The organism is Nakamurella deserti, from assembly GCF_003260015.1.
In the GTDB taxonomy this organism is placed as follows: domain Bacteria; phylum Actinomycetota; class Actinomycetes; order Mycobacteriales; family Nakamurellaceae; genus Nakamurella; species Nakamurella deserti.
The window spans coordinates 1,212,274-1,238,350 of sequence record NZ_QCXS01000002.1; the positions used below are offsets into that span (position 1 = coordinate 1,212,274).

The window sequence follows — 26,077 nt, forward strand, 5'->3', positions numbered from 1 at the left end:
CATTTGCGGTCGGAGTGCGCGCGGTACGGGATGATGGACGACGCGTCACGAACTCGAGCCGGAGGACGACCATGCCGAGACCCCGCACCTTCGACGAAGCGGACGTCGTCGCCCGTGCCCGCAAGGCGTTCGCCGAGAGCGGTTTCGCGGGAACGTCCCTCGACACGCTCCTCGAGGCGACCGGCCTGGCCCGGCAGAGCCTGTACAACGCGTTCGGCGGCAAGAAGGAACTCTTCATGAAGGCGTTCCTCAGCGACGCCGCCGAGGCGGTCGACGCCGTCGAATCGATCCGGCACGGATCCGACAGCCCCATCGGGCGCATCCGCAAACAGCTCGTCAAGGTCGCGGTCGAACACGGCTCCGCACAGGCCCCGCCGTCCCTGTTCACCAAGGCCGCTGTCGAGCTCTCCGCCCAGGACACCGAGGTGGCTTCGACCGTGGCGGCCGCGTTCGACACGATGCGGACGCACTACGCCGCCTGTATCGCCGAGGCGCAGGCCGCCGGCGAGATCGACGCGGCCGCCGACGCGGACTCACTCGGAACCTACTTCTGCGCGGTCATCGAGGGGATGTCCACGCTCGGTGGATCCGGCGTGCCCCGGGCGACGCTTCTCGACATCGGCCTGACCAGCATGGGGGCCATCCCGCTCACCGATCTCGGCCGCGACCACCTCGGGACCGGTGACGGCGACTGGGCCTGAGGTCTCCTCGACGGCGTCCCACCGGGGCGTCGGCAGGGGGTGGTCGGTCCGCGGCGGCGCAGCCTCGGTCCCGTGGGGCCGGGACCAGCGCATGCAGATCCGCACCCGGCGGGCCACGCCGTCAGCATCACGGACCCTGCCCGCGACTGTGCTCGAGGGCGCACGGTCTCGGGCAGTCAGCCTCCCGCCGCGACCGGGGTGATGGTCGAGGGCCGAGTCACGTCGCCCCTTCCCGCGCGGTGTGTGCGGTTCAGGGAGTCACCGAACTCGGTGCGACGGGGAACCGGACGCCGGTGAGTTCTTCGGACACGCTCCACAGCCTCTGCTGGACGGCGAGGTCGTAGGAGGCCGGACTCGACGTCACGACCTCGGGGTGACCCCGGTTCTCTCCTCGTCCGTCGGGACCGTAGTACTGGCCGCCGAGGACGCTGGGGTCCGTGGCGGCGCGAAGGGTCGGCAACGCACCCATCTCCGGCTTCTGGGTGAGTAGCGGGGCGAGCAACGTGAGTGGCACCCGCAGCGCAGCGGGCGTGCTGCGGGCGAGGTCGGTGTTGGCCACCCCGGGGTGAGCGGCCACGGCGATCGTGGTGCCGTGCGGTGCGAGTCGGCGCTGCAGCTCGTAGGTGAACATCAGGTTGGCGAGTTTCGACTGGCCGTAGGCTGCGGAGCGGCTGTACGAGCGCTCCCACTGCAGGTCGTCGAAGTGGATGGCCGCCCGGATGCGGTGGCCGTTGCTGCTGACGGTGACGACACGGGAGCCGGGTACCGGCGTGAGCTGGTCCAGCAACAATCCGGTCAGCGCGAAATGGCCGAGATGGTTCGTACCCCACTGCATCTCGAACCCGTCAGCCGTGGTCTGCCGCGGCGTGTACATCACCCCGGCGTTGTTGATCAGCAGATCGACACGGGGATGCGCGGCCCGCAGGTCGGCTGCCGCGGAGCGGATGGAGTCCAGTGAGGTCAGATCAAGAGCCTGCACGGTGACGTCACCGCCCATGCGGGCGGCTGCCTGCCTGCCTTTCGCGGCATCGCGCACCGCCAGGACGACCGTCGCCCCGCGCGCCGAGAGCGTCCGGGCGGTCTGGAAACCCAGCCCGGTGTTGGCGCCGGTCACGATCGCCACCCGGCCGTGCTGATCAGGGACGTGCTGCTCGGTCCACGTGATGGTCATGGTGTCTCCTTAAGTACCGATGGTCTCTTACATCCCCGACGTTAAGACACCACCGGTCGGTTGTCAAAGAACCACTGGTCTCTTGTGTAGGATGGGTCCATGACGACGTTTCAGCGCGCGCGGAGCGAGGAGCAGCGGGACATCCGCCGGCGGGCGATCCTGGACACCGCGGCGGCCATGCTGCAGGAGATGCCCGTGACGCAGCTGAGTCTGAACGAGCTGAGCCGCCGCGTCGGGTTGGCCAAGTCGAATGTGCTGCGCTATTTCGAGTCTCGGGAGGCGGTGCTGCTCGACCTGCTCGACGATGCACTCGGCCGTTGGCTCGGCGGCCTGAGCGACGAGCTGGAGGCGGGCATCGACCATGACGCCGAGCCCGAGATCCGGGCCACCCAGCTGGCCGCCATCCTGAGCCGCTCGCTCGCATCGCAGGTGGTGCTGTGCGATCTGTTCGGTGCGCAAGGTGGCGTCCTGGAGCACAACGTCTCGGTCGACGTGGTCCGGGAGCACAAGCGCTCCGCCCTGGCCAAGCTCACGACGATGAGCGGACTCGTCTGCCGGCACGTACCCGAGATCGGCGACCGCGCCGACCTGTTCTGCCTGACCAGCCTGATCACCGCGGGCGCCCTGGCCACCTACGTACCACCGCCACCCAGCCTGCTCGCCGCGTACGCGCAGGAACCCGCGCTCGGCGTGTTCCACCTCGAGTTCGAGGACGCGCTGCGGGTCGCCTTGACCTCGGCCCTGCTGGGTGTGGTGCCCCGCGACTGACGGTTGTCGGACCCGGTCCGCCGACGGAGCGGTCGGCGTGGACGGTGCGGCCACCTCTGCACTGACGCAGAGTCGGTCGTCAGCTCCGCCCTGGACCTTCCCCGTCACAGCGGACTGATCGCGCCGTGCCCCGGGTCCACGGAGCCACCGTGGTGTTGTACCTTCAGTCCCGCCGCCGGTTGGGGTGTCAGCAGGGGCGTTCGACTCGGCCGATGGGAGACGCCGGTGGCCGTGGCCTCGCTGATCCGGGTCGCGTTCGCGCGGTGCGTCCTGGTCATTCCCGACAACGCCGGCATCCGTGGCCTTGTCGCGATCGGCCCTGTCGCGGTCGGTGCTGCCGCCTCCGCCACGAGGATGACATCGAACCGTGCTGCCCTCGAGACCGCCCCGAGCGGCGACGACGTCGCGACCAGACCGGCGTAGGCATGACGGGCCCCGGGATCGATGTGGCCGGGCTGACCGGCCGGGTGGTGCGTCCCGGCGACACCGGTTACGCAGCAGCGTGTGTCCGGTGGAACCACCTCCATTCCCACCGTCCGGCCGTGATCGTGTTCGCGCAGGACTCCCTGGACGTCGTCAACGCCCTGACCTGGGCTCGGCAGCATCACATGGCTGTCCGGATCCGCAGCGGACGGCACAGCCTCGAAGGCTGGTCCAGCCTGGATGACGGGTTGGTGGTCGACGTCAGCGAGCTCAAGTCCACCGTGGTCGACGCGTCCGCGCGGACAGCGACGATCGGCGCCGGCCTGACGCAGATGGAGGTCGTCGAGGAGCTGGGCCGGTTCGGCTGTGCGGTCCCCACCGGTACCGAGGGCACGGTGGGCGTGGTGGGCGCCACCCTCGGTGGCGGGTTCGGGCTGCTGACCCGCAGTTTCGGGATGGCCTCGGACAACCTGCTCGCCGCCGAGGTCGTCGTGGCTCCGGCCGACGGCGGCGCAGCGGTCGTCCAGATCGGCGAAGGGGATGACAGCGGTCTCCTGTGGGCGCTCCGCGGTGCGGGCAACGGCAACTTCGGTGTGGTGACGTCGCTGACGTACCGGATCCACCCGCTGCCCGAGGCCGTCTTCGTGACGGCCACGTGGACCGGACTCGACGAGCTCGAATCGGTCTTCGCGGCCTGGCAACACCTGGCGCCCCACGCCGCAGACGGCCTCACGAGCCAACTCGAGATCCGCCGCGACGAGATGGTGCTGTTCGCCGTCCTGACCTCGGGGGACCGGTCCGATGCCGAGCACCATCTCGCCCCCGTCCTGGCGATCGGACACCCTCGGGTCTCGAGCAGGCGGTCCGCGTGGACGGACATCTACCGGGATCTGCAGATCCCGTCTGACGACGAACCCGCGAACTGGAAGTTCCGTTCCCAGTTCGTCTCTCGGCCCTTCCCACCGGAAGCGGTACGGATCATCGGCTCGTTCATGGGCCGGGCGCCGACCTCGCACTGCAACTACTTCACCAATGCCTTCGGCGGCGCCGTCCGTGACAGTGAACCGAACGGCGGCTCGGCCTTCGCTCATCGCGACGCGCTGTTCTACGCCGAACCGGGAGCAGGGTGGGGTGACCGCGCCGGAGTACCGGCGGCCGACGACGCGCTGACCCCGGTGTGCCTCAGGTGGCTCGAGGAGTTCGGTACGGCCCTGCAGCCCTTCGTCGACGGTGGCTACGTCAACGTCCCCAACCCCGGCATGTCCGACTGGCCGACCGCGTACTGGGGACCGCACGTCGACCGGTTGATTGCCATCAAGGCGCGGGTGGATCCCGACGGTGTCTTCCGGTACGAGCAGAGCGTGCCCACCCGGTAGATGCGCACCGCCAGGGGCGGCGGAGGTCCGATGCGCCAGGGGTGTTCGCCGGACGACGGGTGGGCCGGTGACGGTCGGACCGAGCCGGTCCGATCGGCACCATCGATGCAGGGTCCAGGGTCCAGGGGGAGGACGAAGGCCTGACCCGGACGTTCGGCCATCGACCGGGACCGTCGTCATCCGAAGGTCACGACCTCCGCATCCGATGGTGCCACCGTCATTGCAGCCGAGCCACCGGTTCTTCCCAGGCGTCAGTGTCTGTTGCCGGTGGCCACCAGGCAACCGCCGAGGCCGACCATCATCACGCCGCCGCCGGCGCCCATCTGTGACAGACGGCGCGGGTTGCGCCCGAACCATGTGCGAGCCATACCCGCGGTCAGCGCCCACACACTGTCGCAGCACACAGCGATCGCGGCGAACACGCAACCGAGGACCGCGAGCTGCAAGGGCACCGAACCGGCGTCACGGCTGACAAACTGGGGCAGGACCGCCATGAAGAACACGAAGGTCTTGGGGTTGGTGACGCCCACCACGACGCCCTGCCAGAGCTGTCGACCGCCACTGGGTACCCGCGTCGGACCCGACGGCAACGACGCGTGGCCGTGACGGTGCCGGATGGCCTGGACGCCCAGATACATCAGGTACAGCGCTCCCGCGATCTTGACCGCCGTGAACACGACGATGGAATCGGCGATCAGCTGACCGAGCCCCAGGGCCATCAACGTCGTCGCGGGCAGCGTCCCGATGGCGTTGCCCAGTACCGACAGCAACCCAGCGCGCCGTCCGTACGCCAACGACCGGCCGATGGTGAACAACACGCTGGGACCCGGGATGACGATCAGGACGAACGCGGCGAGCGCGAACGCACCCATATCGGCCAACGGCACCATCAGCGGCTCCTACGGTTGACTCGGCGGGGCGGTGGGAATCCGTCAGCGGCACCGGCCCTTGGAACCGCGTCGTCATGCACCGACGGCTCAGGATGCTCCGTCGTGGAGGACGTGACAACTTCATTGACAGGCGCCCGCCGGTGGCGCAGCGACACCGACCGGAGCTGCGCCTCGAACGTCACGGTGGTTGGGTGCGGCAGGGCTGTTCACGCGGCGGGACCGGCGCCGCGACCTCGGGCGTCGTCGGCCCTTCCCTGCAGCGGCCCAGCCGTCAGAAGGCCGAGGCGGCCTCTCGGGCTCCGACTGATCGGCGCCAGCTTCAGGAGCGTCATGCCACTGCGGCGCGCCGGCTCGGAGTCGTGTGTGAAGGTGCACGACCCGTCCGGTCGACGCGGCGCTGCGGTGACGGTCAGACCGACGCCGGCGTGACGACGGGGTCGTCACCCTCCGGCTCGGTCTCCAGGACCGCGCGGCGCGTGCGGAGCATGGTCACGAAGTACCCGGCCCCGACGACGGCGAGGCCGACGATGACGAGGCTCGGGACACGGGCGTCATCCGGGGTCACCAGTACGAACAGCGCGAACAGGACCCAGACCATCGCCGCCACGGCGACCGGGGTCTCCCATCGACCCAGGTTGAAGGCGCCCTGCCGACGCCCCAACCGACGGCGTACCGCGAGGTAGAGCACCACGATGCCGCCGTAGATCAGGGCGGGCAGGATGGTGGAGGCGACGATCAGCTGGAGCAGCGCGGCGCCTGGCAAGGCGATCATCAGGACGATCCCGACGACCAGGATCAGCACCGTCGCGTAGACCGGGGTGTGCGTCCGCGGGTGCACCTTCTGCATCCACCGGTGGGCCGGGAACCGTTCGTCGCGGGCCATCGCGAAGACCTGGCGGGAACACGCGGCCATCACCACCGTGCCGGCGCCGAACATCGCGATGGCGATCGCGGCCAGCAGCAGCCGCTCCATGGCGGAACCGAGTTGGCTGCGGATGATCTCGGCGACCGGCGAACCGCTCCCGGTCACTGCGGCGACGTCCTCGATGCTGATCGTCAGCATCACCACGAAGAGCAGTCCGACCACGGCGGCCGCCACCACCGAGGTGACGATCGCGCGGGGAACACTGCGGTACGGGTCCTTGGCCTCCTCTGCCAGGTTCGCCGCCGAGTCGAATCCGACCAGCGTGGTCAGACCCATGATCATGCCGGACATCAGACCGCCACCGATGGCGAAGTAGTTCGGATCGCCCGCGGACACGCCGCGGGATGCGAGGTTGCCGAGGTCACCGCCGCCGGAGAACACCACCGCGGCTGCCAGGGCCACGACGAGGACGGCGACCAGAGCTATCTCCAGGGCCACGGCCGCCGAGGTGATCATGCCCAGCAGGCGGATGGAGGCGATGACCAGGACCGCCTGGACCACCAGGATCGCCACGGTGAGAAGCCTTGCCGTGTTCTCGTTGTCGTCCATCCCGGCGAGCGGCATCAGGGCCTGGCTCGCGAGTGCGTTGTCGAGCGCGACGACGGCGATGGCCAGGAACCAGAACGTCAGCCACCCGAACCACCACCCGACCTTCGGGTTGGCCAGCCGGGACGCCCATTGGTACGACGATCCGCTGAGGGCGATCCGCGCCGCGAACTGGGCGACCACGAAGGCGACCAGGGTCTGCCCGACGGCGGCGAGCACCCACAGCCAGATGCCCACGGGACCCGCGGTCTGCAGCACCTCGCCGTAGGAGGCGAAGACGCCCACGACCACGGAGATGAAGGCGAAGGAGATGGCGAAGACCTGGAAAGATCCCAGCGTCCGTTTCAGCTCGGGCTCGCCGTCGGGTCGACGGGCGGTGTGGGGTGTCGGTGTGGGCGGCACGTTCGCGGTCGTCATGGATGACTTCTTTCGGTGGGGATGAGTGGTCCTGCCTGCGGACCGGGGCGCTCCCGCGGCGGGGAGTGCTCGACCGGTTGCTCGTCGACTGTCGTCGGTGGCCGGCCGCGGGGGAGTCCGCCGATCGGCCGGCGGGGGAGACGGGGCGGTGTCCACCGGTCGGCGGACGAGGAATGGTTCTACCGCGCGGTGCGGTGCAGCCCACGACGACGGTGGCGGCGCGCACCCCGCACCGGGACGCGCCCGACCGGCGCGTCCCGGAAGGCTGCCCGGCGGGGCATCAGCGCCGGGAGGGCGAGCGCCGGCGGGCGAGCAGGAGTGCGACGGCGCCGGCGGCGAGCAGCAGGAAGGCGGTCCACAGGAGGTGGACGGCGTCCGTGCCGGTGTAGGCGAGTGATCCGGAGCCTGAGGTCGGCACCCCCGACACGACGCCGGCCGGCACCGGTGCGGCGACCGTCGTGGGCCGCTCGGCGGTCACCGTCGGGGGCGGCGACGACGCGGGGGGTGGTGTCTCGTTGGGGCCGGGCGGGGTCGACCCGGGCGGGGGGACCGCAACGATGACGAGGTCCCGGGTCTCGGTGTCGCTGACCACGGCCCCCGACGGTGCGGTGCCGTGAGCGATCGAGGTGACCGTCACCGCGCCGGCGACCGCCGCGCGCACCTGGACGCCGCTGTCCTCACCCGACGACGGTTCGGTCCCCGCGCCGATGGTCGCCCTGCCGGTGGCGGTCTGACCGGGCGCCAGCGACCCGGTCTCACCGGGCCACGTCACCGTGAGGTCGGAGCCACCGGGAACGTCGTGACTCACGTCCATGGCGGCGAGCGGCACGTTGCCGGTGTTGGTCACCGTGACCGTCGACGTCGCCTGCGCCGAGCCGGCCGGCTGCACCGTCTCCAGGGCCACGTCCACCGACGGCTTCTCGACCACCCAGACGCCGTTCACCAGCGCCACCGGGGTCGAGTCCGAGGAGACACCCGTCCGGTTGGCCGCGGCGTCGGCGAACCATCCGGTCCAGGTGGCCGTCACGTCCAGCGTGGTCACGCCCGTCCAACCGGCCGCGGTGACGAGGTCCCCCGGAGAGATGCTCGGCGCACCGGCCGGTGTCGTGGTGGTGAAGATCTGGCCGGTCGGCGTGGTCGCCGTCCAGGACACCGTGGGTGCGACGACCAGTGCACCGCCGGCGGCGCTGCTCTGGCTCTCCCACTGCGGAGCGGTGGAGCTGACCGACGAGGCCGCGGCTCCGTCCCCGACCACCGGCACGGCGGTAGCGACCGGCGCCGGCAGCGCCGGGTCGGGGATGTTCGCGGCGAGCCAGGCGTCCATCGCGGCGCCGCACCGCGTCGGCACGCCCCAGCTGGTCCAGCAGTCCGGCGACGTCGCCCGGTCCGGCACGGTGGCGGCCGGCCACAGGGTGGCCGCGTCGTCCGGGACCCCGGCGATCGTCGTCAGCCACCCGGGCTTGCCGGTGACGGTGTCGAGCCCGATGCCGCAGGTCGTTCCGCTGCAGTCGTTGTCACCGCGGGAGCCGGACCCGGCGAAGGCGGTCACGGCCGTGCTGCTGGGCGTGACCGCGAAGGACCCCTGCGAGCTGTAGTTCTGGGTGAGGACGTTCCAGTCGGTGAGACCGTAGGAGACGGTCAGCTGGCCGGCCCACCAGGAGGAGACGACGGCCGGGTCGCACAGGACCCCGTCGGGGCTGAGCACCATGCACTTGGTGCCGAGTCCGGGGCCGTTGTAGTAGGGGTAGGTGTACTGCCGCTCCGTCAGGTTGGCGAAGTCGTTGTCGGCCTGGTTGACGCTGAACTGCCCCGGGAACATGAGACCGGGTCCGGTGTTGTAGTTCGTGCCGTTCGGGTCGGAGCGCCAGGGGTGCAGATCCGGCGACGCACTCTCGCCCGGCATCCACACGTGGGCGACGCCGGCCGTGGTGAACGCACCTCGCTGGTCCGAGGTGATCACCCGCTGCATGAGCGGCAGGATGTCCAGGGGGGCGTAGGGGCGTACGCCCGAGCCGGTGTACATGTCCTGCGGGTTCGGACACCGGGAGAACTGCGCGTCGCCGGTGCAGATGTTCCCGGTGCGTGCCGGGCGCACCGGTGGCGCCGCCGACGGGTGGCTCGCCCGGTACCCGTCGTCCAGACCCTGCCACTGGGCGCCGGTGGCCGGCGTCCAGGTGAAACCGTCTGCCGTCGCAGAGGTCTGGCTCGCCGACCACGGTTGCGGTGTCGTCGCCCACGGGATGCCCGACGCCTTCGGGTCGCGCAGCCAGGCCGTGGTGGGGATGGCGTCACCGTCGGCGGCCTTGAGCCCGGTCACGTTCGTGCCCAGCGACAGCAGCACGGTGTCGTCGGTGAGGGGGACACCGGCGGATTTCCACTCGTCGACGAGATTGCTGCGGTTGGTCTTGCCGTAGGTCAACAGCGAGACACACAACTGTTCGTCCGCGACGTTCGTGATGGCGGTGCAGACGCCGTCCGGATTGTCACTGGCCGGGGCCGTGGTGGTCGTCGGCCACTTGCTGCCGATCTTCATCAACACCGCCTGCTGCTGCAGGAACACCGCGTGGCTCTCGACGGTCTGCCAGAACTGCACCAGCTGCGTCATGTTCGTGTAGTAGGACCGGTCGTCGGCCCACGCGCCGACGGTGTCCGCGCCCACGGCCGTCGGCGCCGCTCCGGCGGCGGTGCTGTTCAACCACGTCTGCAGATACGCCTTGCCGCACGTCGCGATGATGCCGTCGCTGCCCAGCAACGACGCATGGATGTTGTCCGCCGCGGTGGCCAACGGGGTGCCGAACACCTGCGTGACGTCAGGGCCGAGCGCGGCGGCGATGAAATCGTCCTGCGCGGCCTTGACTCTCGCGAGATCGGTCTTGACCTTCACGGCCGCCAGCTCGGTGACCCACGTCTGGTAGCTCTCGTTGATCTCGTAGACCTGGGTCCGGTACTGCTTCAGGGCGTTGGTCTCGATGTTGCAGTCGCCGATCTCGGTGACGGCCTCGGAGTCCAGCACCTGCTTGTTGATGTCGACGAGCTGGGTCTCCATCTGCTTGAGGTCGTCCTCGATGACGTCGAGCTGGGCCAGCACGTCGGAGATCGACGGGCCCTGCGGGGCGCCCAGCAGTCCACTGATGACGGGCGCGGCCAGGGTCAGGGCCAGGCCGATGCCGCCGCCGCCCAGCAGCACCTTGTCGTTGTTGAAGAACCGGTTCAGGGACTGGCCGGTCGCCTGCAGCGCCGTCACCCACGCCGTCGACAGGCCCAGCCCATCGGCTGACGCCGGCGGCGGCGGTGCCACCGGTTGCACCACGAGGGCCGCGGCGAGCGCGACGGACAGCCCACCTCCCGCTGCGGCGCGACGCCATCGGCGGGCCCCGTGGGCCGCGGTTGACTGAACCCGGTGTGTTCCAGGCATGTGAAGGACGCACCCTTCCGACGCCGCCGACGGGCGGATCCGCACCGGCCCCTCGGCCGGTCGATCCCGACTGTAAATGACGGATGGGTGACATTCGGTGCGGATCGGAAAAGTGGCTGCGGAGAAGGGTGAACAGGTCACTGGACAGTGAGCGGCGCACCCGGGACCCGTCGACGGAGCGCGGGATGTACGGACCCGACCGGGATGCCCTGGCCCGGATTCGTCGCCCGCCCGGTGCCGCGCCCGGCCGGGAGCAGCTCCGGCGGTCCGCTGCCCGCAGTCGTCGGTCGCGACGACGTCCCATGCCCGCAGCCGCTGTCGGTGCGGCACCCTGGGATTCGTCCAGGCGGCGATATCGAGCACTGACGGTCGTGGTGGGCGCGGCCGCGGCGTGGACGGCGGTCGGAACGGTGCCATCGGCTGACGCATCGGTGGTCACCACGGTGAACACGACCGACGGTGGCCGGGCCGGCGGCGAAGCCACCTGGACCGCCTACGGCGACAAGCTGACCGTGTGCGACCGGGACGCCGACGGTTACTCCGCCGTCGGAGTGCTGCAGTGGATCGACGACGACCATCACACCCACCGGTTCCAGGTGATCGACCGGCAACGGCAACTGCACGACCGTCGACAAGAACATCGAGGACCACCGCACCGGCTGGGTGTCGGTCTACCTCACCCACGCCGGCACGAACTCACCCTGGGTTGGCTACCACACCGTCGACACCACCACCTGAGCGGCGCCTCGATGCGCGTGGGGGATCGGGCCAGAACGGATCACCAACCTGCTGGCGCCGGTGCGGGTTCTCGTGGTGCGAGTAGATCCCACTGAACAGGCCATCATGGGACTGCCGTCCCGATTCAGTCCCTGGGGCCGGGGCCCGCTGTCATCACGACCGCACTGGTCGTACGAAAGCTCACGAACTTCGATCAGTCAGAAGACAGCGACAGGGTCGGTCAAAGGGTCACCCGGGCAGAACCTCATCGGTCTTGTCAAGAATCAGTCGGGTCGCTTCGAGCGGTGCGTCCCATTGTGGAAAATGACCGCATCGGTCGAACCAGTGCAGCACCGCGTCGGGGAACAGCTCTGTTGCACGTGCGGCCTGTCTCGGCACGGTCACCAGGTCACGACGACCCCAACCGATGGTGACCCGGCCGGGCACTGAGCCCGCCGGGGCGCCCTGCTGCTTGGGACCCTTGATCAGGGCGGCCAAGGCAGCCCCAGTCGCCGGGGAGTCGGCCAGCCCGCGCACGTCGGGCAGCACTGTTTCTCGCGAGAGCGCCCACGGCCGCGCCGACAGTTGCGCCAGAAGTAACGTCCTCCCAACGCGGCTGCCGAGCAGCGTCGGCAGCACGCCTCGCAGGACTCGGACCAGAGCGATAGAAGGCCGCAGCGTGGCACCGAAGACCGCGACTTCGCGGTCGCTCCAGAAGCCGCCCGGGTCCAACGCCACGGTGTCGCCGCCCACTCCACGCCGCGCGAGCTCGAGCACGATGCGGCCACCCATCGACTGGCCGACGGTCGAAACCCCGTCCAGGCCCTGCTCACGGATGAAGTCGGCGACGGAGTCGGTCAGGCTGGCAATCGAGACCTCGCCGGTCAACGGTGGCGTCTCACCGAACCCCGGGAGGTCGACGGCGATCACCTCGCGGCGTTCGGCCAACGCGTCGAGGATGGGGGACCAAGATCGCCACCCGGCACCGAGGCCGTGCACGAGTAGCAGCGGGCTGCCGCTCCCTCGCCTTACGTGATTCAATGCCATACCGTCACGCTACTCACCCTGGGGGCGGCATCGGTCATTGCCACCAGCGCCGACGACCTCATCGCCGCCCGCAATGCCGGGAGCGCATCGCTGTTCGGGTCGAACCTACCGATCCCCGATCTCACCGCGAGCGGGGACAACGACACCGCCCGCGCCCTCCCGTTTGGACGCGTACGTTGTGGCGGCCACGTTCGACGCACCCGGGGCGGAGACCTGGGACGGGGGTGTCACCGCCGAGCTCCGTCGGCTTCTTGCTGAGCGTCCGCCGTCGCGGGAGTTCGACGCCATCTGCGAAGAATGGCTCGGCCGGTTCTTGAGCGCGGCGGCGCAGACACCGACGAAACACAAGAACCTCGCTCATCTAAGCGGCGGGGCCTGGGACGCCGGTCGGCCCCGTCACCGGGAAGCGCTCCGGCGGTACCGGGCGGCCGAGGAAGTAACCTTGCGCCAGGTCGCAGTGCAGCGCGACGAGAGCCTGTTGCTGTGCGACGGTCTCGACCCCCTCGGCCACTGCTCGGATGCCCACGGCGTGGGCGAGTTGGATGCAGCTCGCGACGATCGCAGTGTCACCGGTGTCGATGCCCAGGCCCGCTACGAAGCTACGGTCGATCTTGAGCTCCTGGACCGGGAACCGCTTGAGATAGGTGAGACTTGAGTAACCGGTACCGAAATCATCGATGGCCAGTACCACTCCGAGGGCGCGCAACGCGGTGAGGGCCCGCAGCGCCTCGTCAGGGTTGATCATCAGCGCGGTCTCGGTGATCTCCAGGGTCAGCAGCCACGGTTCCAGGTCGTGACGACTGAGGGCGTCCACGACCACGTCGACCATGGTCGGGTCCGCGAGTTGCCGAGCCGACAAATTGACAGCGATTTCCAGTGGCGGGCAATTGGCGCGGGCTCGGTTCCACGATGTCACCTGGGCGATTGCGTCATCCAGGACGCGGGCGCCGAGTTCATGGATGAGTCCGGATTTCTCTGCGATGTCGATGAAGGCGTCAGGTGTCAGCAGGCCGCGGATCGGGTGTTGCCACCGGACGAGCGCTTCGGCGCCGTGCACCCGACCGGTGGCTACGTCCACGCGGGGTTGGTAGTGCACCTGTAGTTCACCGCGACCGATGCCCTCACGGAGCTCATCGATGATCCGCAACCGATCGACGGTTGGGTCCAGTGTGAGCGGGTCATGCAGCTGCCAGGTGTTACGGCCCGCCGACTTCGCCCGGTGCATCGCCGTTTCGGCGTTGCGAAAGAGTTCGTTCACGGTGTCCGCTGGGCCGGCGACGGCCAAACCAATGCTGACTGAGGGCATGACGTCGACGCCGTCGATGGAGACAGGTACGTGGACCCTTTCAAGCAGCCGCTCAGCCAGGACGATCAATTCTGCGGTGTCGGTGACGTTCTCGACGATGACGAACTCGTCGCCCGAAGGCCGAGCCAAAGTGCTCAAGTGGCGCAGCGCGGCCCGGAGTCGTTGGGCGACGACGACGATCAGTTCATCACCAGCGGAGTGCCCCAGGCAATTGTTGATGGAGCTGAAATGATCGATGTCGACGAACAGCAACGCGGGTCGCGAACGGTCGATGGGTGGTGTGAGGAAGAGGCGGTGTAGGAGGGCGGTCAGGCCCACGCGGTTGAGCAGTCCTGTCATCGGATCGTGCTGAGCGAGGTGGGTGAGGCGGGTTTCGGCGTCCGCCCGCCCCGTGGGCGACGTGGCTGCTGCGCGTCCGGCAGCCAGCAGTGCCCTTTCGTGGAACTGTTGCTCGTACGACCCCAGGATGACGACTCGGACCACCGGTTCGCCGGTGGTGGTTCCGTGGCTCCGGTTGGCGGTCAAGAGCGCGGCCCGTTGCTCGCCGCTGTAGTTCAAGATGTCGAGTGCAATCTCGTTCACGGCCCCTGTCATGGCGAGCAGAGGCTGGCAATAGGTGATGTAGAGGGCGCGGTCGTCGGCGGGCAACAGTGCTGTCAGCTTCCTGCCGATGAGTTGCTCACGCGCGTGTCCAGACCACACCAGGAAGGTGTCGTTGACCGCGGTGATGGTGGTGTCGTCCTTGGTGATCAGATATCCGCATGGCGCGCTCTGAAACAGGTCACCCGCTGCCTGTGCAGCCCAGTCACTCACCGGACAGGTACTTCGCGATCGCCCGTGCGGCGTCCCTGGGTGTACGGCTGGCGGCCTCGAGTTGCAGATACGTGCAGGTTTCCCTCGGCGGGTCGAGCGGGTGCTGCGGAACATGGATCGAGGCGACACTGGTGCCGCTGCCCTGCTCATGCTGTCCGGGAACGCACACCCGGTCGAGCATCTCGCGTGCGGCTGCAGTCCAGTCAGGGTGGTCGCTGTCCAGTGGGCCCAGCAGGTCGTCGATGTCCCGCGGGGAGAACGCACCGACGTGGTCCTGGATGGCGACAAGACGCGGCGAAGGTGCGACCAGGACGAGGTTGACAAACAGTTGTGGGCGACCGGCCGCCGCTGTCAGGGCGACCATCGAGCTCCCACTGTGCCCGATCAAGGTCACGCCGGTGAGGCCGATCTGGTCGCAGATCGCGATGACCTCAAGGGCGTAATCCCCTGTCGAGGAGGTGTGGACGCGCCCGGTCGCTGCCGACCCCCGTCGTTGCGCACGGGCGTGGTCGAACACGACCAACCGACATTCTGGACCGAGGTGCAGGATGAACTGGGACCACATGTTGAGGTCCCTACCGAACTCGTGTGCCAGCAGCACGATCGGCCCGTTCAGTGAGCAAGACGAATGAGCGACGTTACGGACGGCCGCAGCGAGGTCGGAGGTGCCGACAACTGAAAACAGGGCACACAGCTCAGACATTTGGCATTCCAGTGACCGGAAGGGCGAGGTTGCTGGGCGGTTGACATTGTGTCGTCGTGACGCGGCAGCGGTTCTGCAGCGGCGTCGGACCCCAGCGGGCTGTGTCTTAGCAACTCCAAGTTATCGAATGATCACGGTTTGTCAACGGAGCAAGGACGGTCGAAAGCATCACAGTGAATTGGAGGTCAACCAGGAGCGTTGTCCGCCCGGTCCTGGTCAGCCACGCCGGCGGCAGCCACGAGCACGCGCCGATGCCGGTCCTGATCGACGACACCGGCAGTTACTTACCGAAATCCCGACCGGGGAGCGCCTCGGACCGCGGTACCGTGGCCGTCGGAGAGGGCCTAGGCAGCGCCGAGTCGAGGTCAGCTTAACATAATGTGCATTATCGGCATTTGGTCTCGGAGTTCCGGAACGCTGCCTGACCTGGCGTGGCCTCGCCATGCGTGTATCCGCTGGTGCCGCCGTTGCGAGTCCGCCCGCAGGGACTCGCCAACGGCGGCTACACCGACTGCAGGTGCACCCACAGAGCACGACACGTGGTCCGGTCGACTGACCGCATGAAGCGACGATCCTTCGACTCGGCGACCCGCCGACGAGGACGCGTCATGCGCTTGGCCAGAACGCGGCCGACAAGTTCTAGATGGATTCAAATTCCTCGGACCCCTGTTGGTTCCCCCGGTAATGTGCCATCGGGCCACCCTCCGGCATTCCGTCACTGTGACGTAAACGGGTGCCTGGTTGGGCCGCCGGTCAGCGTCGATTGATGGTCAGCGACAACCGACTGAGGCTCGGGTCGCGTCCAGGTCCGCCTGTGGAAGGAGCTGACCGGAGCCCGGAGCCGAACGGTAGCCTCAGGCGTCTGATTCCACCTAACGTCCGAAGTCGTCTTTCTCATGGAGGTTCGCGTGCCGTCGCTGGAGCCGGGTGGGTTCGGCGATCTCGTCGATCGGATCGGCGCGGAGGTCCGCACCACCCGACTTCCTGCGGCCCGAGCGGCCAACACCGAGCTGGTGGCGATGAACTGGCGCATCGGAAGACTGATCCTCGAGCGTCAGCAGTCCGAGCCCTGGGGATCGGGAGTGATCAAGCGCCTTGCTGCAGAGTTGCGGCGGGAGTTTCCGAACATGACCGGCTTGTCGGCGACGAACCTGCAGTACATTCGGGCGTTCGCCGCCGCCTGGCCCGACCAGCACGCAATTTCCCAACGACCCGTTGGGAAATTGCCGTGGGGTCACGTCTGCAGCCTGCTCGACCAGCTCGACGAGCCTGATCTGCGGGATTGGTACGCCGAGCGCGACGCCGACAACGGCTGGTCACGACGCACCCACCAGATGCTGCACTCCGTCGACGACGACGCGGAACGGACGGGTGACGTCGATACCCGCGGGCACCTCGACGATCGACCGGACCGACGAGATGTCGGCGGTGCTGCCGACCCAGCGCGTGCCGTCCCGCACCCCCCTCTGGCCGGTGACCACGATGGTGATCGTCGACGCGATGGTCACGGCGCCGGGTGCCGTCACGGTGACCACGTCGGGGAAATGAGGACACGTGGCGGCGGCGGCGAGCACAATCTCGAGCATCCCGTCCGAGGTGAGCCGCACACTGCTCCCGCCGTCGACGAGAGCCTAAGTGTCTGCCCCCGTGCCGCGGCTCCAGCTCTGCACCACCACCGGCGGCTCGGTGCGCGGCGCCCGTACCCCGCCGTCGCCGGGTGGTGCGCAGGCCGCCAGCGCGCACAGTCCGGCGCCGAGCCACCACCGCCGGCCACGCCGTCCTGAGTTCACGCCGACCTGACGTCGGCAGCCGCCGACGGGGTTGCATCCCCCTGCCGGACAGCCCCGCCTCAAGTCCATCTCCCAGGGGTGCAACCGGATGCCCCATACACACCGACCACCCAGCGACGAGCGAACGGCCCTGCCGGACGGAGTCGCCCCGGAGCCGATCTCCGAAGGGGTGCAACCGGATGTTCCACCCGCACCGTCCACCCAGCGACGAGCGAGCAGGGGCGGGAGATATCGCGTGAACACGACGGGCAGCAGGGTCGGATGCGGCGCGGCGGTACTGCTGCTCGTCGCCTCGTGTGCGGTCAGGGGCGGCAGCGGCCGGATCTCCGTGCCGGACGTAGTCGTCAGCTGGACAAGGGGCGTCCCCACCGGCTCCACGCTGTCCGCCGGGTCCGACCCGCACCATGACGTGGCTCTGACTGACGCCGGCACCCTCGAGATCGTTTTCCTCGGCAGCGGCTCCTGCCCGACCTTCCCCGTGTCGGTGACGGCCGGCTCCGCGTCGACCGTCGTCGTCGAGTCCGCACCTGCCGAGAAGGGCGACGACGCGCCGGCCGGATCCATGGCTTGCACCGCCGACCTCAGCCTGACCACCTCCACGGTGGAGGTGCCGGCCGGCGTCGACATCCGGAAGCCCTTCTCCGTCATCGTGGACGGGTACGACCACCGGGTGGTCCCGCGCTGAGCAGCCGTGCGACGGCGGCCCCGGCTCACCCCCGCCAGTAGCCGACGAGGCCGTGCTCGGCGTGTGGCCGCAGCCCGAGAGCTCGGTAGAACCGGGCGGCGGAGACGGCCTCGGGGCCGCCGTCGGCGTCGGTCGTCAGCACGAATGCGCGGCAGTGCCGGTACCGGTCCAGCAGGTCGGTCACCAAACGGGTGCCGACACCCTGCCGGTGCCTGTCCGGATGCACCAGCACATCCTGGACGTAGCAGACGGTCTCGCCGTCGGAGACGGTCCGGGCCAGCCCGACGAGTCGACCGTCGACCCGCGCGGTGAGCACCGTGTGCGAGCCCGACAGCGCGCGCCGCAGCCGGTCGGGTTCACGGGTGTACGCCGACCAGCCCACCGCGTCGTAGAGGGCGAGAGTCTCGTCCTCCCCGGGCATCTCCGCACGGAGGGACACCTCGGGTGACGCGCCGCCGCGTCGGCCGCCCGCCGCGGTCACGCCGCACCGGCCCGCAGATGGGCCCGCTCGCCCTGGCGACCGAACAGGCAGAGCACCTCGACCGGCCCCGCCGCGGTGGCGTCCAACCAGTGCGGCTCGCGGGTGTCGAACTCGGCCGCCTCACCGGGCTCGAGGATCAGGTCCTGTTCCCCTATCACCAGCCGCAACCGGCCGTTCAACACGTAGAGCCACTCGTAGCCCTCATGGGTCTTCGGGTCCGGTGTCCCACCTCCGGTAGGGATGATGATCTTGAACGCCTGCATGCCGCCGGGCCGGCGGGTCAGCGGGATGAACACCCGGCCGTGCCGCCGGAGGGGCCGCAGGTGGATGCGCGGATCGCCGGTGTCGGGTGCTCCCACCAGTTCGTCCAGCGGCACGCCGTAGGACTTCGCCAGTGGCAGGAGCAGTTCCAGCGTCGCCTTGCGCTGGCCCGACTCCAACCGGGACAACGTGCTCACCGAGATGCCGGTGTCCTCCGACAGCGCCGCGAGGGTGATGTCCCGCCGCGTCCGCAGTCCGCGCAGTCGCGGCCCCACCGCGGTCATGATCTGGTCCAGGTCGTCGTCCATACCTCCAACCTTGCCACATCAGCAACGTTGTTTGCCAGATCGCGGTCAGGATGACCACTCTGGGGACATGACCGAAACACTGCTCCCCCGTTATGACGTCCTCGTGGTCGGTGGCGGACCCGCCGGCCTGAACGGCGCGCTGATGCTGGCGCGTTCCCGCCGTTCGGTGCTCGTCGTCGACTCCGGCACCCCCCGCAACGCCCCGGCCGACGGCGTGCACGGCCTGCTCGGTCGCGACGGCATGCCGCCCCGCGACCTCATCGCTCTCGGCCGCCGCGAGATCCTCTCCTACGGCGCCCATGTCGCCGACGGCGACGTCACCGCTGCGGTACGCGACGGTGACGACTTCGTCGCCACGCTCGCCGACGGCCGCGCAGTGCGGGCGCGTCGGCTCCTCGTGACCACCGGACTCACCGACGAACTGGCCGACGTCCCGGGCCTGCGCGAACTGTGGGGCCGCGACGTCGTGCACTGCCCGTTCTGCCACGGCTGGGAGGTCCGCGACACCACCATCGGCATCCTGGGCACCGGGCCGATGGCGGCCCACCAGGCGCTGTTGTTCCGGCAGCTCAGCGACGACGTGGTGCTCTTCGAGCACACCGCCACCGTGACCGACGAGGACCGGGAGAAGCTCGCCGCCCTCGGCGTCCGGATCGTCGCCGGTGAGGTCGCCGCCCTCGAGACCGACGCCGCCACCGGTCGTCTCACCGGCGTGCGGCTCGCGGACGGCACGGTCGTCGCCCGCCGGACGGTCGCCACCGCGTCGCGCATGGTGGCCCGCAGCGCCCTGCGGAGCGGACTCGGTCTCGTCGCCGTACCGCACCCGATGGGTGCCGCCGTCGGCGAGTACATCCCGAGCGAGCCGATGGGGCGCACCTCCGTGCCCGGCGTGTTCGTGGCCGGCAACATCACCGACCTGCAGGCGCAGGTGGGCGCGGCCGCCGCCGCCGGCGCCCTGACCGCCGCGATGATCCACATGGACCTCATCCAGCAGGAGACCGCCGACGCCGTCGCGCGCTACCGGGCTGCGCAGCAGGTCGGGGATCCAGCGTCGGTGGGCGCCGCCTGACCGCAGGCATCCGGGGTCCCGCGTCCGGATCGGTCTGCGGACCGACCGGCCGGGACGTGCCGTCAGGATGACCGAGCCGGACTCCCGTGTGCGGGTCGGTCGAGCTGCCGACCGGCCGGGCCGAGGCTGCCGTCAGGGTGACCGAACCGGACTCCCGCGTGCGGGTCAGTCGAGCTGCCGACCGGCCGGGCCGAGGCTGCCGTCAGGTCGACCGAGCCGGACTCGCGTGTGCGGGTCAGTCGAGCTGCCGACCGGCCGGGCCGGGACGTGCCGCCAGGTCGACCGAACCGGACTCCCGCGTGCGGGTCAGTCGAACTGCCGGCCAGCCGGGACGTGCCGCCAGGTCGACCGAACCGGACTGCCGCGTGCGGGTCAGCCGAGCTGCCGGCCGGCCGGGGCGTGCCGGGCCAGCAGGTAACCGGGCGGCGGGCGACCTTCCTCCAGGGGTTCGATGCGCAGCCGGGCCATCTCGGTGAAGCCGTGCCGATCGAGGTGCGCCGCCAGGGCGTCCAGATCCCAGGCGTAGGCGGGCGAGGCGCGGTGGTCACCGTGGGCCACCCAGCCACCGGCGCCGGGCTCGACCGCGACCTGCATCCCGAGCAGCAACGGGGCGCCGGGCTCGAGCGCGCGGGCGAACTCGGCCAGCGCGGACGGCAGGTCGGCCGGGTCCAGGTGGATGAGGGAGAAGTGGGCCAGCACGCCGCCGAGGGAGTGGTCCGCGGCGCCGGTGCGGAGCAGCGACCCCACCTCGAACCGCAGGTCCGGACGGTGCCGCCGCGCGATCGCGATCATCTCGGAGGAGACGTCGAGGCCGCGGACGGCGATCCCGAGATCGGCCAGCAGCTCCGTCCACTGCCCGGGCCCGCAACCGGCGTCGAGGACCGGCGCACCGGTGCCGTGGTCGCGGACCAACCGGCCGAAGGCGGTGATCATCGCCGTGGACAGCGTGTGGGTCGAGCTCCGGTCGTGGCGGACCAGGTCGTCGTAGGCCTGCGCGACGGCGTCGTAGTCGCGCCGGACGCGGTCCGCGTCGTCCCGACCCGTCCCCCCGGGGCGGCTCACCGCGCGCTCCAGCCGCCGTCCATCGTGTACGAGGCGCCGGTGACCATGCGGGCGTCGTCGGACACCAGCCAGGCGACCAGGGAGGCGACCTCGGCGGGCTCGACGAGTGACTTGATCGCCGACTCGGCCAGCATGACCTTCTCGACCACCTCCGTCGGCGGCAACCCGTGGATGCGCGCCTGATCGGCGATCTGCTGTTCGACCAGTGGGGTGCGGACGTACCCGGGGTTGATGCAGTTGCTGGTCACCCCGTGCGGCCCGCCCTCGAGGGCGGTCACCTTCGACAGACCTTCGAGTCCGTGCTTGGCGGTGACGTAGGCCGACTTGAACGGCGACGCCCGCAGCCCGTGGACCGACGAGATGTTGACGATCCGGCCGAACCCCCGGGCGTACATGTGCGGCAGCGCCGCGCGGACCAACAGGAACGGCGCCTCGACCATGATGCGCAGGATCATCCGGAACTCGTCGGGGACGAACTCGTGCAGTGGGCGCACCCGCTGCAGGCCCGCGTTGTTGACCAGGATGTCGACGTCGAGCGTGAGCTCCTCCAACGCGGCACCGTCGGACAGGTCGATCGTCCAGGCCTCGCCGCCGATCCGGTCGGCCACCGTGTGGGCCGCCTCCGCGTTGACGTCCGCCACGACCACATGTGCGCCGCCGTCGGCCAGCCGCTCGGCCACCGCGGCGCCGATGCCGCTGCCCGCACCGGTGACGAGCGCTTTACGTCCGGTCGTCGTCATCGCCACTCCCTCGTTCCGCGGGCACCACCACACCAGCGTCGCACGCCGGGGTGGCCCGGGACAGGACCGGACGTCGAGGGTCGGGCGCCGAGTCGCCTCGAACCGGCGGCTCAACGCGGTTCCTGGGACCCGGAGGTCCTGGTGTTCCGCGAGAGCGGTTATTGCTTGGAGCCCGGGGACATGCCGGCGCCCAACCGATTCGACCCTAACGCGGTGACGGCCGTCACGCCGGACGGGAACCGGGTGAATCCGGAACCCGAACGGTGGGTACCGCCGGCCCGTCGACGTCGGTCAGCGCAGCCGCTCGGCATCCCGCGCGGCCGCCATCATGGCCTCCACCAGCCCGGCGAGCTCCCGACCGGTCACCCTCTCCCCCACTGCGGTCGCGACATCCTCCGCCGCGCAGCGCATCTGGTAGAGCCGGTCGGCCAGATCGGAGGCCTCGGCGGCGGTCAGGACCACGGCGTCGACGGGCAGATCGCCGCGGTTGTGGGCGTTGCGGTTCTCGTAGGCGCGCTGCCGGCAGGCGTGTGCGCAGTAGCGGCGACGGCGGCCGAGCCCCTCCTGGACGGGGAGTTCGCGGCCGCACCATTCGCAACGGGTGGGGGCGGTCCGGCGCATTCCCGTCACGGTAGGGCGCGCGGTCGGCGCGCGGCCGCACCGACACACGGCCGTCGCCCGGCAGACTGACCCGATGAGCACGTTCCTGGACGGCCCGACCCCGCGGCTGTTGGCCCACCGCGGGTGGCACACGGGTGAGCTGCAGGGTCTGGAGAACACCGCAGCGGCGTTCTCCCGGGCCCTGGACGAGGGCATCCGCTACCTCGAGACGGACGTGCACGCCACGGCGGACGGCGTCCTGGTCGCCTTCCACGACACCGTTCTCGACCGGGTCACCGATCGGGCCGGGCCGATCGGTGCGCTGAGCTGGGACGAGGTCCGCCGGGCCCGCATCGGCGGACGGGAGCCCATCCCGCGGATGGACGAGCTGCTCCGCGACTTCCCCGACGCCCTGTTCAACATCGACGCCAAGTCCGACGCGGCGGTCGCCCCGCTGGCCACGCTGCTGGAGCGCACCCGGACGGTGGACCGGGTCTGCCTCGCGTCGTTCTCCGACGCCCGGCTGAAGGCGCTGCGCGACCGGCTGGGACCGGCCGTCGCGGTGTCACTGGGTCCCCGGCAGGTCACCCGGCTGGTGGCCCGGACCCGTCACCTGCCGGTGCGTACCCGGTTCCCCGGCGCGGTGGCCGCGCAGGTACCGCTGCGGATGGGGGTCGTGCCGGTGGCGACACCGGCCTTCATCCGGGCCGCGCACCGGCGGGGGCTGGAGGTCCACGTGTGGACCGTCGACGACCCGGCCGAGGTGGACCGGCTGCTCGACCTGGGCGTCGAGGGGTTCGTGACCGACCGGCCCGACGTGGTGCGCGCGGTGCTGCAGCGGCGCGGCAGCTGGCCCGGGCCCGTCTGACGAGCCGTAGGGTGTCCCGCGTGTCAGCGCCTCCTTCCCCCGAACCCGCCCCTCCCCCGGATCCGCCCGGCGGGATCCGCCGGGTGGACGAGCAGCCGGGTGCCCTGTCCGAGGTGCCGGCGGCGGGGTCACGGCGCGGGCTGCCGTTGCGCGGCGTGGTCAAGTACTTCCACGGCCCGATGGACTGCGGCAAGTCGACCCTGGCGCTGCAGATGGACCACAACTTCACCCGGCAGGGCCGGCACGGTCTGCTGCTGATCAAACTCGACCGGACCCAGCCCGGCGTCATCTCCTCACGGATGGGGTTCGTCCGTCCTGCGGTGGAGGTGGACGACGCGATGGACCTCGCGCTGCTCGTCCGCGGGCAGTGGGCCCAGGGGGTGCGGGTCGACTACGTCATCGTGGACGAAGCCCAGTTCTTCACCCCCGAACAGGTCGAGCAACTGTGCCGGATGGCCGACGACGCGCAGGTCGACGTCTACGGCTTCGGGATCGCCACGGATTTCCGGGGGCGCCTGTTCCCCGGCTCCGCCCGGTGGTTCGAGCTGGCCGACGAGGTCCAGCTGCTGCAGGTCGAGGTGCTGTGCTGGTGCGGGCGGCCCGGCCGGTTCAACGCCCGGGTGGTCAACGGCGTGGTCGCGCGGACCGGCTCCACCGTGCTGGTCGCCGACGTCGTCGAGCCGGGTGCGGGCGATCCGTCCGACGACCGGGTGCGCTACCAGGTGCTGTGCCGCAGCCATCACCGCAGTGGCGACCTGGGACCGTCGGCGTCCCAGCCCGACCAGCTGTTCTGAGTCCGCGGAGCCGGTCGGCCGACGATCGTGCGGCTGACCGCCACCGGTGGGGTCGGGTCGGCGGCCTGCAGGTCGACCCGCCGGGCTCCGCAGTCGCAACGGACGTAGCTCAGACGTCCTTCGGAGGTGTGGTGGGCCGACTGCACCCGCCAGCCGTGCTCGTGGACGTGCGGCGGGGGGCCGGTGTCCGGTCCGGCGGTGATCGCGCTGTGGGTCGGAGTCATGCCCCGAGGGTGCTGTAATGCCGTTGTGCATCTCAACCCTTACGGCGAGTACGCCGTGCTGCTGGCCGCGTCGTTGGCCAACGACTGGCCCGACCGCCGGGACGGGATCGTGGCCCGCGCCCGTGAGTTCGGCATGACGATGACGTTCCCGGCGGCGTCCACCGACCACGTGCGCACCCGTGCGGTCGTCGACCGCTGGCTGACGGTCGTCGACGCGGACGACCCGCAGCGGCGGGCCGCGCTGCTCAACGGCCAGATGGCCGCCGTGACCGCCTACCCGCGGCTCACCGACCACGACGACGAGGGCTGGCACCTGCACTACCGCGACGACGACCGGCCGCTCCCCGAGGTCCTGGCGGCGGTCATCGGCGTCGGGACCGCGTTGCACCTGTCCACCCGCGGGATGCACCGGCTGGGTCGGTGCGCCGCCGGGCTCGATGCCGGCGACGACTGCCGCGCCGTCGTCGTCGACGTCACCCGCAACGGACGGCAGCGCTACTGCTCCGTCCGCTGCGCCAACCGGGCGGCGGTGCGCCGGCACCGGGCCCGCAGCTGACGGGAGATCCCGGACCACGACGACCGGTGCGGGAACGACGCCGACCGGAAGGGCCCGGTCGGCTAGACTCAGTGGGTTGTGGCGGATCCCGGTCCGCCCTCGGGAGTCGGGAACGAACCGACCCGCTCCCGCGTTGAACCCCCCGTGCCACCGCCGCCGTCCGGACCCGTCCGCCGGCACCCCGCACGTCCTGCACCACCTGATGAGAGGAACCGACATGGCCGATCGCGTCCTGCGCGGCAGCCGTCTCGGAGCGACCAGCTACGAGGCCGACCGTAACCACGACCTCGCGCCCCGGCGCACCGCCACGTACCACTGCCCGCGCGACCACGACTTCGCCGTGCCGCTGGCCGACGACGCCGAGGTCCCCGGATCCTGGGACTGCCGGATGCACGGGCAGGAGTCCAAGCTCGTCGACGGCTCCGTGCCGGAGATGAAGAACGTCAAGCCGCCGCGCACCCACTGGGACATGCTGCTGGAGCGCCGTTCCGTCGAGGAGCTCGAGGAGATCCTGGCCGAGCGCCTCACCGAGCTGCACAGCCGCCGCGGCATCGTCAGCTGACCCCTGCACCACACGGAACGGCCCGTCCCCGCTCGGGGGCGGGCCGTTCCGTCGTACCGGGACGGCTCAGACGTCGGCGCGGATCACCGGGTTGCGCCGGGACTCCTTGATGCTGTGGGTGGCCTGCGCGAACCGCTGCTTGATCCCCCAGTAGGTGATCTTCACCAGCGCTTCCCGGATGATGCTGCCGCTCATCTTCGACGCACCGATGGCGCGCTCGGTGAACGTGATCGGCACCTCGATGACGATGAACCCCTCCTGCACGGTGCGCCAGGCCAGATCGACCTGGAAGCAGTACCCGTGGGACTCGATGCTGTCCAGCGGCAGCGCCCGCAGCACGTCGGCCTGGTAGGCGCGGTATCCGGCGGTGATGTCGTGCAGGCCGACGCCCAGCGCCAACCGGGCGTAGAGGTTGGCCGCCTTGGACAGCACCATCCGGTGCAGCGGCCAGTTCACGACGTGGCCGCCGGCCACGTACCGGGAGCCGATGACGAGGTCGCCGACGCTGGTCGCCGCGAGGATGCGGGGCAGGTTCTCCGGGGCGTGCGAGCCGTCGGCGTCCATCTCGACGAGGATCTCGTAGCCCCGCTCCAGGCCCCACTGGAAACCGGCGATGTAGGCCTTGCCCAGGCCGTTCTTGGCGGTGCGGTGCAGGACGTGTACCCGCTCGTCGTCAGCGGCCCGGCCGTCGGCGAGCGCGCCGGTGCCGTCGGGGCTGTTGTCGTCGACGACCAGCACGTCGACGCCGGGAGCCGCTGCGTGGATGCGGTCCAGGATCAGCGGCAGGTTGTCGATCTCGTTGTACGTCGGGACGATGACGAGGACCCCGGGAGGCGTCGTCGGGGTGGTGGCGGGCATG

General features: G+C 70.2%; 24 protein-coding genes and 1 pseudogene. 11 read left to right on the forward strand and 14 right to left on the reverse strand.

Annotated features, from left to right (window positions below; genetic code table 11):
* Positions 1-71: 71 nt before the first annotated feature.
* Positions 72-701 (forward strand): TetR/AcrR family transcriptional regulator, encoded by a 630-nt coding sequence (locus DB033_RS05665; RefSeq protein WP_111765825.1) that lies wholly within the window; start codon positions 72-74, stop codon positions 699-701.
* 250 nt (positions 702-951) lie between these two features.
* Here DB033_RS05665 and DB033_RS05670 read toward each other — a convergent pair whose 3' ends face one another.
* A complete protein-coding gene (locus DB033_RS05670; RefSeq protein ID WP_111765826.1) occupies positions 952-1,872 on the reverse strand; it encodes an SDR family NAD(P)-dependent oxidoreductase in 921 nt (306 codons plus the stop codon).
* Positions 1,873-1,971: 99 nt separating this feature from the next.
* Between DB033_RS05670 and DB033_RS05675 the strand changes: the two genes are divergently transcribed.
* On the forward strand, positions 1,972-2,640 hold the full coding sequence (locus DB033_RS05675) for a TetR/AcrR family transcriptional regulator (protein WP_111765827.1): 669 nt from the start codon (positions 1,972-1,974) through the stop codon (positions 2,638-2,640).
* A 542-nt stretch (positions 2,641-3,182) separates the two neighbouring features.
* Complete coding sequence (locus tag DB033_RS05685) at positions 3,183-4,439, forward strand: FAD-binding oxidoreductase (protein ID WP_205843665.1); 1,257 nt, start codon at positions 3,183-3,185, stop codon at positions 4,437-4,439.
* 251 nt (positions 4,440-4,690) lie between these two features.
* Here the strand turns inward: DB033_RS05685 and DB033_RS05690 are convergent, their stop codons facing one another.
* From DB033_RS05690 to DB033_RS05700, 3 genes are all read right to left on the reverse strand, one after another.
* Positions 4,691-5,329: a LysE family translocator gene (locus DB033_RS05690; protein WP_111765830.1), complete on the reverse strand. Its 639-nt coding sequence runs from the start codon at positions 5,327-5,329 to the stop codon at positions 4,691-4,693.
* Between the two features lie 409 nt (positions 5,330-5,738).
* Positions 5,739-7,217, reverse strand: a complete 1,479-nt coding sequence (locus tag DB033_RS05695; protein ID WP_111765831.1) for an APC family permease — start codon at positions 7,215-7,217, stop codon at positions 5,739-5,741.
* Positions 7,218-7,497: 280 nt separating this feature from the next.
* Positions 7,498-10,515: a DUF7507 domain-containing protein gene (locus tag DB033_RS05700; RefSeq protein ID WP_157970524.1), complete on the reverse strand. Its 3,018-nt coding sequence runs from the start codon at positions 10,513-10,515 to the stop codon at positions 7,498-7,500.
* A gap of 560 nt (positions 10,516-11,075) precedes the next feature.
* On the opposite strand from DB033_RS05700, the gene DB033_RS20555 reads away from it, so the two are divergent.
* The gene (locus tag DB033_RS20555; protein WP_157970525.1) at positions 11,076-11,465 is read left to right on the forward strand and encodes a hypothetical protein; all 390 of its coding nucleotides are present in this window, start codon (positions 11,076-11,078) and stop codon (positions 11,463-11,465) included.
* Between the two features lie 133 nt (positions 11,466-11,598).
* On the opposite strand, the gene DB033_RS05705 is transcribed toward DB033_RS20555, so the two are convergent.
* The 3 genes from DB033_RS05705 to DB033_RS21075 all read right to left on the reverse strand — a co-directional run bounded on the left by DB033_RS05705 (position 11,599) and on the right by DB033_RS21075 (position 15,218).
* Positions 11,599-12,396 (reverse strand): alpha/beta fold hydrolase, encoded by a 798-nt coding sequence (locus DB033_RS05705; protein WP_111765833.1) that lies wholly within the window; start codon positions 12,394-12,396, stop codon positions 11,599-11,601.
* Positions 12,397-12,757: 361 nt separating this feature from the next.
* Entirely contained in the window at positions 12,758-14,515 is a 1,758-nt protein-coding gene (locus tag DB033_RS05710; protein WP_205843666.1) for a sensor domain-containing protein, read from the reverse strand.
* The gene (locus tag DB033_RS21075; RefSeq protein ID WP_205843667.1) at positions 14,508-15,218 is read right to left on the reverse strand and encodes an alpha/beta fold hydrolase; all 711 of its coding nucleotides are present in this window, start codon (positions 15,216-15,218) and stop codon (positions 14,508-14,510) included. Before DB033_RS21075 ends, DB033_RS05710 begins: the two co-directional genes overlap by 8 nt.
* An 896-nt stretch (positions 15,219-16,114) precedes the next feature.
* Between DB033_RS21075 and DB033_RS21780 the strand changes: the two are divergent.
* Positions 16,115-16,486: pseudogene (locus DB033_RS21780) on the forward strand (DUF1016 N-terminal domain-containing protein); the annotation flags it as partial.
* Between the two features lie 48 nt (positions 16,487-16,534).
* On the opposite strand, the gene DB033_RS21360 reads toward DB033_RS21780, so the two are convergent.
* Positions 16,535-16,804, reverse strand: a complete 270-nt coding sequence (locus DB033_RS21360) for a hypothetical protein (protein ID WP_240615758.1) — start codon at positions 16,802-16,804, stop codon at positions 16,535-16,537.
* Between the two features lie 613 nt (positions 16,805-17,417).
* Between DB033_RS21360 and DB033_RS20560 the strand changes: the two genes are divergently transcribed.
* Positions 17,418-17,693, forward strand: a complete 276-nt coding sequence (locus tag DB033_RS20560) for a hypothetical protein (protein ID WP_157970526.1) — start codon at positions 17,418-17,420, stop codon at positions 17,691-17,693.
* 25 nt (positions 17,694-17,718) lie between these two features.
* Here the strand turns inward: DB033_RS20560 and DB033_RS05725 are convergent, their stop codons facing one another.
* Complete coding sequence (locus tag DB033_RS05725) at positions 17,719-18,132, reverse strand: GNAT family N-acetyltransferase (RefSeq protein ID WP_205843669.1); 414 nt, start codon at positions 18,130-18,132, stop codon at positions 17,719-17,721.
* 38 nt (positions 18,133-18,170) lie between these two features.
* On the reverse strand, positions 18,171-18,743 hold the full coding sequence (locus tag DB033_RS05730; RefSeq protein ID WP_111765837.1) for a helix-turn-helix domain-containing protein: 573 nt from the start codon (positions 18,741-18,743) through the stop codon (positions 18,171-18,173).
* Between the two features lie 67 nt (positions 18,744-18,810).
* On the opposite strand from DB033_RS05730, the gene DB033_RS05735 reads away from it, so the two are divergent.
* On the forward strand, positions 18,811-19,812 hold the full coding sequence (locus DB033_RS05735; protein WP_111765838.1) for an NAD(P)/FAD-dependent oxidoreductase: 1,002 nt from the start codon (positions 18,811-18,813) through the stop codon (positions 19,810-19,812).
* Positions 19,813-20,184: 372 nt separating this feature from the next.
* Here the strand turns inward: DB033_RS05735 and DB033_RS05740 are convergent, their stop codons facing one another.
* From DB033_RS05740 to DB033_RS05750, 3 genes are all read right to left on the reverse strand, one after another.
* Entirely contained in the window at positions 20,185-20,874 is a 690-nt protein-coding gene (locus DB033_RS05740; RefSeq protein WP_205843670.1) for a class I SAM-dependent methyltransferase, read from the reverse strand.
* Positions 20,871-21,614 carry a 3-hydroxybutyrate dehydrogenase gene (locus DB033_RS05745; protein ID WP_111765839.1) on the reverse strand — a complete coding sequence of 248 codons (744 nt, stop codon included), beginning with the start codon at positions 21,612-21,614 and terminating at the stop codon, positions 20,871-20,873. Before DB033_RS05745 ends, DB033_RS05740 begins: the two co-directional genes overlap by 4 nt.
* A 291-nt stretch (positions 21,615-21,905) precedes the next feature.
* On the reverse strand, positions 21,906-22,235 hold the full coding sequence (locus DB033_RS05750) for a hypothetical protein (RefSeq protein WP_111765840.1): 330 nt from the start codon (positions 22,233-22,235) through the stop codon (positions 21,906-21,908).
* Positions 22,236-22,308: 73 nt separating this feature from the next.
* On the opposite strand from DB033_RS05750, the gene DB033_RS05755 reads away from it, so the two are divergent.
* The 4 genes from DB033_RS05755 to DB033_RS05775 all read left to right on the forward strand — a co-directional run bounded on the left by DB033_RS05755 (position 22,309) and on the right by DB033_RS05775 (position 25,218).
* A complete protein-coding gene (locus DB033_RS05755; protein ID WP_111765841.1) occupies positions 22,309-23,082 on the forward strand; it encodes a glycerophosphodiester phosphodiesterase family protein in 774 nt (257 codons plus the stop codon).
* A gap of 83 nt (positions 23,083-23,165) precedes the next feature.
* Positions 23,166-23,876: a thymidine kinase gene (locus tag DB033_RS05760; protein ID WP_240615759.1), complete on the forward strand. Its 711-nt coding sequence runs from the start codon at positions 23,166-23,168 to the stop codon at positions 23,874-23,876.
* 249 nt (positions 23,877-24,125) lie between these two features.
* Positions 24,126-24,656: a CGNR zinc finger domain-containing protein gene (locus DB033_RS05770; protein WP_111765843.1), complete on the forward strand. Its 531-nt coding sequence runs from the start codon at positions 24,126-24,128 to the stop codon at positions 24,654-24,656.
* A 217-nt stretch (positions 24,657-24,873) separates the two neighbouring features.
* Positions 24,874-25,218 carry an RNA polymerase-binding protein RbpA gene (locus DB033_RS05775; protein ID WP_111765844.1) on the forward strand — a complete coding sequence of 115 codons (345 nt, stop codon included), beginning with the start codon at positions 24,874-24,876 and terminating at the stop codon, positions 25,216-25,218.
* A gap of 66 nt (positions 25,219-25,284) precedes the next feature.
* On the opposite strand, the gene DB033_RS05780 is transcribed toward DB033_RS05775, so the two are convergent.
* The gene (locus DB033_RS05780; protein WP_111765845.1) at positions 25,285-26,076 is read right to left on the reverse strand and encodes a polyprenol monophosphomannose synthase; all 792 of its coding nucleotides are present in this window, start codon (positions 26,074-26,076) and stop codon (positions 25,285-25,287) included.
* Position 26,077: the final 1 nt, after the last annotated feature.

Excerpts from the sequence above, each read along its gene's own strand:
- DB033_RS05665 (WP_111765825.1), top strand. The coding sequence starts at position 72 with ATGCCGAGACCCCGCACCTTCGACGAAGCGGACGTCGTCGCCCGTGCC.
- DB033_RS05670 (WP_111765826.1), bottom strand. The coding sequence starts at position 1,872 with ATGACCATCACGTGGACCGAGCAGCACGTCCCTGATCAGCACGGCCGG.
- DB033_RS05675 (WP_111765827.1), top strand. The coding sequence starts at position 1,972 with ATGACGACGTTTCAGCGCGCGCGGAGCGAGGAGCAGCGGGACATCCGC.
- DB033_RS05690 (WP_111765830.1), bottom strand. The coding sequence starts at position 5,329 with ATGGTGCCGTTGGCCGATATGGGTGCGTTCGCGCTCGCCGCGTTCGTC.
- DB033_RS05695 (WP_111765831.1), bottom strand. The coding sequence starts at position 7,217 with ATGACGACCGCGAACGTGCCGCCCACACCGACACCCCACACCGCCCGT.
- DB033_RS05705 (WP_111765833.1), bottom strand. The coding sequence starts at position 12,396 with ATGGCATTGAATCACGTAAGGCGAGGGAGCGGCAGCCCGCTGCTACTC.
- DB033_RS21075 (WP_205843667.1), bottom strand. The coding sequence starts at position 15,218 with ATGTCTGAGCTGTGTGCCCTGTTTTCAGTTGTCGGCACCTCCGACCTC.
- DB033_RS21360 (WP_240615758.1), bottom strand. The coding sequence starts at position 16,804 with ATGCTCGAGATTGTGCTCGCCGCCGCCGCCACGTGTCCTCATTTCCCC.
- DB033_RS05730 (WP_111765837.1), bottom strand. The coding sequence starts at position 18,743 with ATGGACGACGACCTGGACCAGATCATGACCGCGGTGGGGCCGCGACTG.
- DB033_RS05735 (WP_111765838.1), top strand. The coding sequence starts at position 18,811 with ATGACCGAAACACTGCTCCCCCGTTATGACGTCCTCGTGGTCGGTGGC.
- DB033_RS05745 (WP_111765839.1), bottom strand. The coding sequence starts at position 21,614 with ATGACGACGACCGGACGTAAAGCGCTCGTCACCGGTGCGGGCAGCGGC.
- DB033_RS05750 (WP_111765840.1), bottom strand. The coding sequence starts at position 22,235 with ATGCGCCGGACCGCCCCCACCCGTTGCGAATGGTGCGGCCGCGAACTC.
- DB033_RS05755 (WP_111765841.1), top strand. The coding sequence starts at position 22,309 with ATGAGCACGTTCCTGGACGGCCCGACCCCGCGGCTGTTGGCCCACCGC.
- DB033_RS05775 (WP_111765844.1), top strand. The coding sequence starts at position 24,874 with ATGGCCGATCGCGTCCTGCGCGGCAGCCGTCTCGGAGCGACCAGCTAC.
- DB033_RS05780 (WP_111765845.1), bottom strand. The coding sequence starts at position 26,076 with ATGCCCGCCACCACCCCGACGACGCCTCCCGGGGTCCTCGTCATCGTC.